This window comes from Streptomyces sp. NPDC002577, from assembly GCF_053594815.1.
On sequence record NZ_JBSFWK010000058.1, the window covers coordinates 16647 to 28784 of the forward strand.

At 70.6% G+C, this 12138-nt stretch carries 8 protein-coding genes; 5 read left to right on the forward strand and 3 right to left on the reverse strand.

Going from position 1 to position 12138, the window contains the following annotated elements; translation table 11 throughout:
* Window positions 1-59: 59 nt before the first annotated feature.
* The 3 genes from gltX to ACWD4J_RS39390 all read right to left on the reverse strand — a co-directional run bounded on the left by gltX (window position 60) and on the right by ACWD4J_RS39390 (window position 2734).
* Window positions 60-1532 (reverse strand): glutamate--tRNA ligase, encoded by a 1473-nt coding sequence (gene gltX / locus ACWD4J_RS39380; protein WP_451400364.1) that lies wholly within the window; start codon window positions 1530-1532, stop codon window positions 60-62.
* Complete coding sequence (locus ACWD4J_RS39385; RefSeq protein WP_451400365.1) at window positions 1525-2313, reverse strand: fumarylacetoacetate hydrolase family protein; 789 nt, start codon at window positions 2311-2313, stop codon at window positions 1525-1527. Before ACWD4J_RS39385 ends, gltX begins: the two co-directional genes overlap by 8 nt.
* Before the next feature lie 232 nt (window positions 2314-2545).
* A complete protein-coding gene (locus tag ACWD4J_RS39390) occupies window positions 2546-2734 on the reverse strand; it encodes a hypothetical protein (RefSeq protein ID WP_451400366.1) in 189 nt (62 codons plus the stop codon).
* Between the two features lie 568 nt (window positions 2735-3302).
* Here ACWD4J_RS39390 and ACWD4J_RS39395 point away from each other — a divergent pair.
* The 5 genes from ACWD4J_RS39395 to ACWD4J_RS39415 all read left to right on the forward strand — a co-directional run bounded on the left by ACWD4J_RS39395 (window position 3303) and on the right by ACWD4J_RS39415 (window position 12138).
* Window positions 3303-7022, forward strand: a complete 3720-nt coding sequence (locus tag ACWD4J_RS39395) for a nitrate- and nitrite sensing domain-containing protein (protein WP_451400367.1) — start codon at window positions 3303-3305, stop codon at window positions 7020-7022.
* Window positions 7023-7031: 9 nt separating this feature from the next.
* The gene (locus ACWD4J_RS39400) at window positions 7032-7445 is read left to right on the forward strand and encodes a roadblock/LC7 domain-containing protein (protein ID WP_067284344.1); all 414 of its coding nucleotides are present in this window, start codon (window positions 7032-7034) and stop codon (window positions 7443-7445) included.
* Window positions 7446-7613: 168 nt separating this feature from the next.
* Entirely contained in the window at window positions 7614-8021 is a 408-nt protein-coding gene (locus tag ACWD4J_RS39405; protein ID WP_451400368.1) for a DUF742 domain-containing protein, read from the forward strand.
* Window positions 8002-8577, forward strand: coding sequence for a GTP-binding protein (locus tag ACWD4J_RS39410; protein WP_451400369.1), 576 nt, complete (start codon window positions 8002-8004; stop codon window positions 8575-8577). The genes ACWD4J_RS39405 and ACWD4J_RS39410 overlap by 20 nt, the downstream gene beginning before the upstream one ends.
* Window positions 8578-8928: 351 nt before the next feature.
* Window positions 8929-12138, forward strand: a complete 3210-nt coding sequence (locus ACWD4J_RS39415; RefSeq protein ID WP_451400370.1) for a nitrate- and nitrite sensing domain-containing protein — start codon at window positions 8929-8931, stop codon at window positions 12136-12138.

Below are 12138 nucleotides of genomic sequence, written 5' to 3' on the forward strand. Positions count from 1 at the left end.
TCTGCCCGGCCCAGGCCCCCGCCTGTCGGCGCGCCCTCAGCGCCTACAACGGTGCTGCGCTACGCGGTGAGCTTCTCCAGAGCCCGGTCCACGCGTGCCAGGGTCTTCTCGCGGCCCAGTACCTCGAGCGACTCGAAGAGGGGGAGGCCCACCGTGCGGCCCGTGACGGCGACGCGCACCGGGGCCTGGGCCTTGCCGAGCTTCAGGCCGTGCTCCTCGCCGGCGGCGAGGACGGCGTCCTTGAGGGCCTCGGCGTTCCAGTCGGCGGCGGCCAGCTTCTCGCGGGCCGTCTTCAGGAGCGCGTCGGAGCCGTCCTTCATCGCCTTGGTCCAGGACGCCTCGTCCCGGGCCGGCTCCGGCAGGAAGAGGAAGTCGACGTTCTGCGTGATGTCCGACAGGACGGTCAGGCGTGTCTGGGCGTGCGGCGCGATGGCCTCCCACTTGGCCTGGTCGAAGTCCTCCGGCGCCCAGGGCGCGTGCGGGGCCTTCAGCCACGGGCCGCAGGCCTCGATGAAGGACTTCGGGTCCAGCAGCCGGATGTGGTCGGCGTTGATCGACTCGGCCTTCTTCAGGTCGAAGCGGGCCGGGTTCGGGTTCACGTCCGCGACGTCGAAGGCCGCCACCATCTCGTCCAGCGAGAAGATGTCGCGGTCGGCGGCGAGGGACCAGCCCAGCAGGGACAGGTAGTTGAGCAGGCCCTCGGGCAGGAAACCGCGCTCGCGGTAGAGGTTCAGGGACGACTGCGGGTCGCGCTTGGAGAGCTTCTTGTTGCCCTCGCCCATCACGTACGGCAGGTGGCCGAAGGACGGGATCTCCTTGGCGATGCCCAGCTCGATCAGCGCCTTGTAGAGGGCGATCTGGCGGGGTGTGGAGGAGAGCAGGTCCTCGCCGCGCAGGACGTGGGTGATCTCCATCAGGGCGTCGTCGACCGGGTTGACCAGCGTGTACAGCGGTGCGCCGTTGGCGCGGACGATGCCGTAGTCCGGAACGTTCTCCGGGGTGAAGGTCAGCTCGCCGCGGACCAGGTCCGTGAAGGTGATCGGCTCGTCGGGCATACGGAAGCGCACGATCGGCTCCCGGCCCTCGGCCCGGTACGCCTCGGCCTGCTCGGCGCTCAGCACACGGCAGTGACCGTCGTAGCCGGACGGCTTCCCGGCGGCGCGGGCGGCCTCGCGGCGGGCGTCGAGCTCCTCCGTCGAGCAGTAGCAGTAGTACGCGTGTCCGCCGTCCAGGAGCTTCTGCGCGACGTCCTTGTAGAGGTCCATGCGCTGCGACTGGCGGTACGGCGCGTGGGGGCCGCCCACCTCGGGGCCCTCGTCCCAGTCGAGGCCGAGCCAGCGCAGCGAGTCGAGCAGCTGGACGTACGACTCCTCGGAATCGCGGGCCGCGTCGGTGTCCTCGATGCGGAAGACCATGGTGCCGCCGGTGTGCCGGGCGTACGCCCAGTTGAACAGGGCGGTGCGGACCAGGCCCACATGGGGGTTGCCGGTCGGAGAGGGACAGAAACGTACGCGGACGGATCCGTTAGCCACGCTTGATCACCTTGTTGGTGAGAGTGCCGATGCCTTCGATGGTGACGGCGACCTCGTCGCCGACACTGAGGGGGCCGACCCCTGCGGGGGTGCCCGTGAGGATCACGTCGCCGGGGAGCAGCGTCATGGCCTCGGAGATGTTGACGATCAGATCCTCGATGGGGTGGATCATCTCGCTGGTGCGCCCGAGCTGGCGTTGCTGCCCGTTGACGGTGCACTGGATGGTCAGATCGGAGGGGTCCAGGTCGGTCTCCACCCAGGGGCCGAGCGGGCAGGAGGTGTCGAAGCCCTTGGCCCGCGCCCACTGCTTCTCGCGCTTCTGGACGTCGCGGGCGGTGACGTCGTTGGCGCAGGTGTAGCCGAGGATGACGTCCTTGACGCGCTCCCGCGGGACCTCGCGGCACATCCGGCCGATGACCACGGCCAGTTCGGCCTCGTGGTGCAGGTCCTGCGAGAAGGAGGGGTAGGCGATCTCGTCGCCGGGGCCGATCACCGAGGTGGACGGCTTGAAGAAGGCGAACGGGGCCTCGGGGACCTCGTTGCCGAGCTCCCTGGCGTGTTCCGCGTAGTTGCGGCCGAAGGCCACGACCTTGTTCGGGAGCACAGGCGGCAGCAGGCGGACCTTGCTCAGCGGGACCTTCGTACCGGACAGCTCGAAGTCCGCGAACGGGATGCCCTTGATGATGTCGAGGACAAGCCCATCAGTCGTGCCGGGGGCACTGCTGCCCTCGACCGCGCCGAAGGCGACATTGCCGTCGATGGAGAATCTGGCGATGCGCACGGGATGCCTTACGCCCCTCTGCTTCCGCTTGCTGGAGTTTTCTGACGCTCCAGGCTAACGCGGCGGGGACGCGCCGCTCGCGCCGATACGGCGCGCCGGGTTGTGGGCAGGCGTTCCGCAGGGCTGGGGGCACCTCCCAGCGGTAGCTGGGGGAGGGTGGGCACAACAGCACGTCGTACGGCACGCCCCCAGTGAGACCCGTACGCCTCGGAACCGGCCCACCCCTGGACGGCTACGCGGCGGAGGACCGCCCCGGAACCTCCATCAGAATCGTGCGCCGCGGGTTGGCGGTCTGTGTCGGCAGCTCGACGGGGTGCTCCGGCAGCTCGACCGCGTTCGTCAGCTCGTCGGCGTCCTCGAGGTGCGCCAGAGTCGTCCGCCGCGGATTGGCTATGTTGCGGAACATCATCGTCGTCTTCATCTGTCGATCGTGACCTTGTCCATACGGGCGCCGGCGGCGCCGGTTGTCGGATTCGCCATCCCTGTAAAGCGCAAGGTTAAACGTGCAATTCCCAACCAACGCCGGGAACACCCCTTGATGCGCATGTGAGTTTGCTCACGAGCGAGCGCCCAAATGGGTCAATTCAGGCCGTCAACTCACCCCGAAAAAACGGACATTGCACCACTGAAGACATCATTCCGCTCCCGATCATGTCGACTGGGACAGTCCATGACGGCCGAGATCTCGTAGCTAAACGTCCGTTATGTACCGGAACCCCTTCTACGCCTCGTAACCCATCCCTCACGGGAGGTGACAGGGGCCGTCCCTCGACCCTCGGGCCTTGTTGGAGATCCGGCACTGTGCTGAAATTCGCGGGACCGCCGCAGACTCAAACCGGCGCGCAGGGGCGCAACGCAGCGCCGAGCGGCGGAGGAAAGGGGAAGCAGCGCCGGTCACTCACGACCGCCACGGGGACTCAAGCGCCCCACGACGCCGACACCGTCCCACCGTGCCCGGGGGGACGCCTGGTCCAGAGGTTGCGACGCTAGTGCAGGGACGTTTCAAGAGGGACAGCAGTGCTGCGGCTGAGCAGGAGCCGCACGGCGGGACCGACCGCGGCTCCTCGCCCCAGCACGCCCAGAGCCCCGGCCCAGGGGCGTCCGGCGACGGTGGTGAGCGCGGAGCCCGCACCATTGCGCCGGGCGCGAGCCTGCCCCCGGCGCAGCCCAAGCCGAAGGCCCCGACCGGCCCGGGCACACGCCTGGCCCTGCGCAACTGGCGCATCTCCACGCGTCTGGTCGCACTCATGACCCTTCCGGTGGTCGCCGCGACCTCGCTGGGCGCGCTGCGCATCAGCGAGTCCATGGACGACATCCAGCAGCTCGACAACATGAAGCTGCTGACGGAGATGACGAAGCAGGCGACCAGTCTGGCAGCCGCACTCCAGGAGGAGCGCGACCAGTCGGCGGGCCCGCTCAGCCACAATGGCGACCCCAACGAGTTCACGATCAAGGGTCCGCGGGAGACGACGGACGACCGGATCATCGCCTTCCGCGAGGGCACCCGCGAGATCCAGGACGCCGACGACGGTCAGAGCCTCGACGGCGTACGCGACCACGTCGTGCAGATCCAGCGCGAGCTGGCCACGCTCAAGAGCATCCGCAAGGACGCCTACTCCGACCGGGAGAACTCCTCCCAGACGGTCGACGCCTACAGCCGCCTCATCCAGGAGTTGCTGTCGCTGTCCACGGACATGGCGCAGGCGACCAGCAACCCGGAGATGATCCAGCGCACGCGCGCTCTGGCGGCCTTCTCCACCGCCAAGGAGTACGCGTCCGTTCAGCGCGCCGTCATCGCCGCGGCACTGCCGGCGAACGCCAGCCAGGTGGGCGAGCTCTCCGAGAACGACCGGCGTTACGCGGCCTCCGCGGCCGACAAGGAAGACTCCGAGCTCACGGCCTTCACCAACATCTACAACGGCTACGGCGGCAACGCCGCGGAGCTGACGAAGCCCATCGACAAGGGCAACGCCACCATCACGGCCGCCGACGACTACGCCGAGGGCGCGCTGCGCGTGGGCGGTCTGCGGCTGCAGGAGAAGCGCTCCTACAAGGACTGGGTCGACGCGGACTCCACCAAGATCGACCAGATGCAGAAGATCGAGACCACCCTGCTCGACGAGATGGAGCAGAAGGCTCGTGAGCTGCGCCAGGCGTCCGAGCGCGAGGCCTACATCAGCGGTGCGCTGATCCTGCTCGTGCTGGGCATCTCGCTGGTCGGCGCCTTCGTCGTGGCGCGGTCCATGATCCGCTCGCTGCGGCGGCTGCAGGACACCGCGACCAGGGTCGCCCAGGACCGCCTGCCCGAGCTGGTCAAGCAGCTGTCGGAGTCCGACCCGCAGGACGTCGACACCTCCGTCGAGTCGGTCGGTGTGCACTCGCGGGACGAGATCGGCCAGGTGGCCGCGGCCTTCGACGACGTGCACCGCGAAGCAGTCCGTCTCGCCGCCGAGCAGGCGCTGCTGCGGGGCAACGTCAACGCGATGTTCACCAACCTCTCGCGCCGCTCGCAGGGTCTGATCCAGCGTCAGCTCTCGCTCATATCCGAGCTGGAGTCGCGCGAGGCCGACCCGGACCAGCTGTCCTCGCTGTTCAAGCTCGACCACCTCGCGACCCGTATGCGCCGTAACGGTGAGAACCTGCTCGTTCTCGCCGGTGAGGAGCCCGGTCGCCGCTGGACGCGCCCCGTTCCGCTCGTCGACGTGCTGCGCGCCGCGGCCTCCGAGGTGGAGCAGTACGAGCGCATCGAGCTGGCCGCGGTCCCGGCCACCGAGGTCGCCGGACGCGTCGTCAACGACCTCGTACACCTGCTCGCCGAGCTGCTCGAGAACGCGACGTCGTTCTCCTCGCCGCAGACCAAGGTCAAGGTCACCGGTCACGCGCTGCCCGACGGCCGCGTACTGATCGAGATCCACGACACCGGCATCGGCCTCTCCCCCGAGGACCTCGCCGCGATCAACGAGCGGCTCGCCTCGCCGCCCACCGTGGACGTCTCGGTCTCCCGCCGCATGGGTCTGTTCGTGGTCGGCCGTCTGTCGCAGCGGCACGGTATCCGCATCCAGCTGCGCCCCTCCGACTCCGGTGGTACGACCGCGCTGGTCATGCTGCCCGTCGACGTCGCCCAGGGCGGCAAGAAGGCTCCCGGCAAGCCGGGCCCCGGCGCAACCGGTGGTCCGGCGGCGGCTCAGGCCGCCGCGGGTGTCGCGGCCGCGCGCCGTGGAGTCGCCGCTGGTGCGAACGCGGGCCGGCTGGGTGCCGGTCCTGCGCCGCGCGGGCAGGTCGGCGCCGGTGCGGGTCCGCGGGCGGCGCTGCCGTCGCGTGACTCGGAGCCGGGACGTCCCGGCCCGCAGTCGGGCCCCGGCGGCGGACTGTTCGGCGGCCCGCAGGACGGCCCGTCGACCCCCCAGCAGGGCCAGGGCAGGCCCACCCCCGCCGGTGCGGGCGCGCTGCGCCAGGCTCCGCCGCACGGCGGTTCTCGGGCGGCCCAGGCGCGTACCGGCGACTCCGCCGACGACGGGCGCATGCCCCAGCTGCCGCCGCGCGGCGGCCCGCGCGCCGAGCTGCCCGGCGGCAACCCCCAGCCCCGGGTCCCGAGCGTGCCGAGCTGGAGCAACGAGACCGGTCAGCCGCCGGTGTCCCGCGCCTCGCTCGACACCCCCCGCGGGCACGAGGAGCCGGATTCCACGGCGCCGATGCCGCGCCTGGACGGCCGTCAGGGCCCCGGCCCCGGCGCGCGCTACCCGAGCCCGGTACCCGACGACCGCCACGGCCCCGGCTCCACCGCGGAGTTCGCGCGCCCCGACTTCGACGCCCCGCGCCCGGACTTCGACACTCCGCGGCCGGACTTCGACGCCCCGCGCCCCGGCAGCCAGACCCCTCAGGGCCCCGGCGCGCGTCCTGGCGCCAACGAGCCTGGAAACACGGGCCAGTTCGTCCGTGCGGACGTCTTCGGCGGGCCGAACCCGGCCGGCGACACCGGTCAGTTCCCGGCGCCGGGCTACCCGACCCCGCATCAGATGCCTCAGGACAGCGCCTCCACCGGGCAGTTCGAGCGTCCCGGCGTGGGCGGCCTCCAGCCGCGCGACCGGGACGGCTACGACAACCGGGACGGCTACGACAACCGGGGCAGCGCCCCGCGGCCGCCGGCCCCCCGTGCGGACCGCATCCCGCAGCAGCCCCAGGGCCCGGTGCGCGAGCCCGAGGCCCTGCCGCCGGCGCCCGGCGCCGGTGACGGCCGGACGCCGCTGTACGACACGCTCGAGACCAACTGGTTCCGCGGCCAGCAGGGCGGCGGCGACCGGTCCCCCGACCCGCAGCAGCGGCCGCCACAGCCGCAGGCGCCCGCTGCTCCGGTCCCGCCCCGTCCGGCGCCCGCGACCGCCGCTCCCCAGGCGACCCCGGGCGGCCCCGCGAACGCCGCCTGGCGCAGCTCGCCGAACGACGAGCTCGTCCGCCAGGCCGAGCGGGTCCGCAAGCCCTCCGCGGGCGGTGTCACCACCTCAGGACTGCCTCGCCGCGTGCCTCGCGCGAACCTCGTCGCGGGCACGGCGCAGCAGCAACAGCACCAGACCGGTCCGCAGGTGTCGCGTGCGCCCGATGACGTACGCGGCCGGCTGACCAATCTCCGCCGGGGCATCCAGCAGGGTCGGCAGGCCGGCAGCGGCCAGACCGGCAGCTTCCCCAGCCCCACTCACCAGCAGGAGCGTTAGTTGAGTCAGATGAGCCAGGCGGCACAGAACCTGAACTGGTTGATCACCAACTTCGTGGACAACACCCCCGGGGTGTCCCACACCGTCGTCGTATCCGCCGACGGACTCCTTCTGGCGATGTCCGAAGGCTTCCCGCGCGACCGCGCCGACCAGCTGGCGGCCGTCGCCTCCGGCCTCACCTCGCTGACCGCGGGCGCGTCCCGCATCTTCGAGGGCGGCACCGTCAACCAGACGGTGGTGGAGATGGAGCGCGGTTTCCTGTTCCTCATGTCCATCTCCGACGGCTCGTCGCTGGCGTGCCTGGCGCACCCCGAGTGCGACATCGGCCTCGTCGGCTACGAGATGGCTCTGCTGGTCGACCGCGCCGGTGCCGTGCTCACGCCGGACCTCCGCGCCGAACTGCAGGGCAGTCTGCTCCACTGACACCCGGATTCCCCCAACAACCGGATTCAGCCCACCGCTCGGCCCCATCGAACGTACGATCAAACCCCCACGAACGTACGAACACACCGTCCGGCCGCCAAACCCGCATTTCCCCCCACCGGCTCTGTCAGACGGCACGCAAACCCCTTGCTGTCACCCGGAGGATCCATGACCCCGCCCACCGCCTCTCACGACCCGTACGGAGCTCAGCACGCGCCGTACGGCGACGAAGGCGAACAGCCGCTGGTCCGCCCCTACGCGATGACCGGCGGGCGGACCAGGCCGCGGTACCAGCTCGCCATCGAGGCGCTGATCAGCACCACGGCCGACCCGGCCCAGCTGATGGGGCTGCTGCCCGAGCACCAGCGGATCTGCCACCTGTGCCGCGAGGTCAAGTCGGTGGCGGAGGTGTCGGCGCTCCTTTCGATGCCGCTCGGCGTCGCCCGTATCCTCGTCGCCGACCTGGCCGAGGCCGGACTCGTCGCCATCCACCAGCCCGGCGGCGACGAGAACAACGGCGGCGCCCCGGACGTGACGCTGCTCGAGAGGGTGCTCAGTGGACTTCGCAAGCTCTGACGGAGCGCGGGCGACGACCTCCGCGAAGATCGTGGTGGCGGGCGGCTTCGGCGTCGGCAAGACCACGTTCGTCGGCGCCGTGTCGGAGATCAACCCGCTGCGCACCGAGGCCATGATGACGACCGCGTCCGCGGGCATCGACGACCTCACGCACACCGGGGACAAGACGACGACCACGGTGGCCATGGACTTCGGCCGTATCACCCTGGACCAGGACCTGATCCTGTACCTGTTCGGTACGCCGGGTCAGGACCGCTTCTGGTTCATGTGGGACGACCTGGTACGCGGCGCCATCGGCGCGGTCGTCCTCGTCGACACCCGCCGCCTCGCCGACTGCTTCCCGGCCGTCGACTACTTCGAGAACAGCGGCCTGCCGTTCGTCGTCGCGCTCAACGGTTTCGACGGGCACCAGCCCTACGCGCCCGACGAGGTGCGGGAAGCGCTGCAGATCGGCCCCGACGCCCCGATCATCACGACGGACGCCCGCCACCGTGCGGACGCAAAGAGTGCGCTGATCACGCTGGTCGAGCACGCGCTCATGGCACGCTTGAAGTAGCACGTCAAGTGGGCCTCTCCATACGGTAGTTGCCGTAGTCGCCCTGGAGCCGCTTGTGTCGTTTGACACGGTCAGCCTCGGTGTTCATAACGTTTCGACAGAGAATTTCGGTGGCACCGACACGCGTCGCGGTCGCCTGGTGTCACTGTGCTCATGTGGGCCCCGCCTTTTGGCGGGGCTCGCTCTTTATGACCGTTTTATCTGGGGCGCATCGCCCTTGGAACTTCCGCTTCCCACTGTTTGGCTGAGCAGCCCCTGACGTGCTGGAATGCGGCTGAACTGCCCAGTAGACGGGCCTGAGGACACACAGCGGCACAACGTACGTGCCGACGCCGAGAGGTTGTTGGTCGAGTGAGGCGAAGCAAGAGCAGTCCCGAGCCGTCGGCACGGGGCAACTTCACCCCGCCGCCGCGCGGAGCGGCGCCGCCTGCGTATGCATCCGGTGTCGAGCCGCCGGCCCCGAGCGGCGGCCGGCTCTCGCCCCGCAACTGGCGGGTGCCGACCCGGCTGAACGCGATCCTGCTCATCCCCGTGCTGGTCGGCCTCGTCATGGGCGGCTTCCAGGTGAAGGGCTCGATCGACACCTGGCGGGACGCCCAGGACGCCGAGAACACCGCGCGCCTGGTGCGTGCCGCCCTGACGTACTCGAACCGCCTCATCGAAGAGCGCGACATCTCCGCCCAACCGATGCTGCTGGGCGACCGCAACAACCAGGCCGTCACCAAGGCGCAGGCGGCGACCGACGAGGCGGCCGACCAGTTCGACGCCGCCGCCGAGAACATGCCGCAGCGGGCCGGCCTGCTGCGCCGCCTCGCCGCGTTCCGGAAGGTCGAACCCGGCCTGGACAAGCTGCGCACCGACGCCTACACGAGCAAGCTTCCCGGCGTGCAGACCGAAGAGGGCTACGTCGCGATCCAGCACCCGCTGATGGAGTTCGCCAACGAACTCGGTCTGGGCACCGGCAACATCACCAGCTACGGCCGCACGGTCTACGCCATCTCGCTGACCAAGGCCGCGCTGTCCCTCGAGCGCTCCATCGGCATGCACCTGCTGGTCAAGCCCGGCCCCACCGCCACGAGCCTGGCCAAGCAGCGCGTCGCTCTCTCCTCGTACACCTACCTCGAGGGCATCGCCGTCGAGGAGTACAAGGGCGGTGGCACCGAGGCCGACGCCACCAAGCTGGCAGACGCGAAGAAGCAGCTGCAGGCGGACGGCGAGAAGCAGGCCAAGGAGGCCGCCGCGGCCGCCAAGGCGAAGGGCCTGCGGTACGTCCCGATGCCGGACGTCGAGCAGACGGTCGGGGCTCTCTCCCAGCTGTCCACCACGCAGCAGAGCGCCCGGGACGCCCTGGCCCTGCAGGGCATCACCTCCCAGAACTGGTGGGCGGTCAACACGGCCAAGTTCAACGCGTACCGCACCATCGAGTCGGACCTCGCCGACAAGGCCGTGAACGAGGCCTCGGACATCGCGGACAACGCCAAGCGCGACGCGATCATCACCGGTGCGGTCGTCGTGGTCGCCCTGCTCACCGCCTTCATCCTCGCCGCCATGGTCGCGCGCCAGATGAGCCGCTCCATGCGCCGTCTGCGCAACGCCGCCTTCGGCATCGCCGAGCAGCGCCTGCCGATGCTGGTCGACCAGCTCTCGCGTACGGACCCGGGCCGTGTGGACACGCGCGTCGAACCCGTCCCGATCACCAGCACGGACGAGATCGGCGAGGTCGCGCGCGCCTTCGACCAGGTGCACCGCGAGGCCGTCCGGCTCGCCTCCGAGCAGGCCCTGCTGCGGGGCAACATCAACGCGATCTTCACCAACCTCTCGCGCCGCAACCAGTCGCTGATCGAGGGCCAGCTGACCCTGATCACGGACCTGGAGAACAACGAGGCCGACCCGGACCAGCTGGAGAACCTCTTCCGCCTGGACCACCTCGCGACCCGTATGCGCCGCAACGGCGAGAACCTCCTCGTCCTCGCCGGCGAGGAGCCGGGCCGCCGCTGGGACCAGCCGGTGCCGCTCGTCGACGTGCTGCGCGCCGCCTCCTCCGAGGTGGAGCAGTACGAGCGCGTCGAGCTGTCCGGTGTCCCGGAGGCCGAGATCCACGGCCGCGCCGTGACCGACCTCGTGCACCTGCTGGCCGAGCTGCTGGAGAACGCCACCACGTTCTCGTCCCCGCAGACCAAGGTCCGCGTCACCGCGACCCGTCTCCCCGACGGCCGCGTCATGATCGAGATTCACGACAAGGGCATCGGCCTGACCGCCGAGGACTTCGCGGACATCAACCACAAGCTGGCCAACCCGCCGACCGTGGACGCCGCGATCTCGCAGCGCATGGGCCTGTTCGTGGTCGGCCGGCTGTCCGACCGGCACGGCATCCGGGTCCAGCTGCGCCCCTCGGGCGAGCAGGCCGGTACGACCTCGCTGGTCATGCTGCCGGACGCGATCACCCACGGCGGCGGCGGCCAGCACCACGTGGACGACTCGGAGTTCACGGTCTCGTCGATGATCCCGCGGCAGGATGCCTTCGAGCCCGCACCGCTGCGCACGGCGGCGGAGCTCGGCTTCGACGACACCCGCTACGACGAAGTGCCGGACGACATACGTGAGTTGGACCCCGTCGGCCGTTCGCTGATGCGCGAGGAGCGCCGCGCGGCCCTGGAGGCCCAGTCGGGGCCCCAGCGGGGCGCCGCGGATCCCTCCGCGTTCGACGACGAGACCGGCCCGCAGCAGCCGTCGTACGCCGAGCCCGCGTACGACCAGCAGCAGCCGTACGACGACCCGCAGGTGGCGTACGGCAACCAGCAGAGCGCGTACGACGAGCAGCCGCAGGATGCGTACCGCGACTCGTACTTCCAGGGCACCGGCGGCTACCCGGAACCGTCCTATGCGGAGGCGGCCCAGCCGGACCAGCAGGGTCCGGGGCAGGAGTCCTTCAACGGCTTCGCCACCCGTCCCAGCCAGGGCGACTGGCAGCAGCAGACGGTGTACCAGGGCGGGTACCGGGCCGATTACGCTCCGGAAACGGAATCTACTCAGGCCGCTGACGGAAACCCGCAGGACCGCGTAGGCTTCGACCGTCCGGCACCGGCACCGACTCCGGGCGGCGGCCATCGGCTGACCGACGCCGGCCTTCCGCGCCGCGGCTCCACCGCGGGCAGCGACGGAGGCTCCCCCATCGGCACCCAGCACTGGCAGCCGGGGACCGGTCAGGACAGCCTGCAGCAGGACCAGGATCAGGATCTGCCCGCGGGCAACGGCGGCGACGACGGCAGCGAGTGGCGCTCGGCCAACGACGAGCGGTGGCAGCGCGCCGGGTCGCTCCGCAAGCCGAAGGCGGGCGGGGTCACCCCCTCAGGCCTGCCGCGGCGGGTCCCCCGGGCCAATCTGGTCGAGGGCACCGCCGAACAGACCCCGCAGGGCGGCCCCCAGGTCTCCCGCGCTCCCGAGGACGTCCGGGGCAGGCTGAGCAACCTGCGCCGGGGCGTCGAACGGGGACGCAATGCAGGTAGTGACACGAACGGCCAGGGCTTCGGTCCTGACAGCACCTACAACCAGGAGCGTTAG

Coding starts and splice junctions, on each gene's coding strand:
- ACWD4J_RS39400 (WP_067284344.1), top strand. CDS start 7,032: ATGAGCCAGGCGGCACAGAACCTGAACTGGTTGATCACCAACTTCGTG.
- ACWD4J_RS39390 (WP_451400366.1), bottom strand. CDS start 2,734: ATGAAGACGACGATGATGTTCCGCAACATAGCCAATCCGCGGCGGACG.
- ACWD4J_RS39405 (WP_451400368.1), top strand. CDS start 7,614: ATGACCCCGCCCACCGCCTCTCACGACCCGTACGGAGCTCAGCACGCG.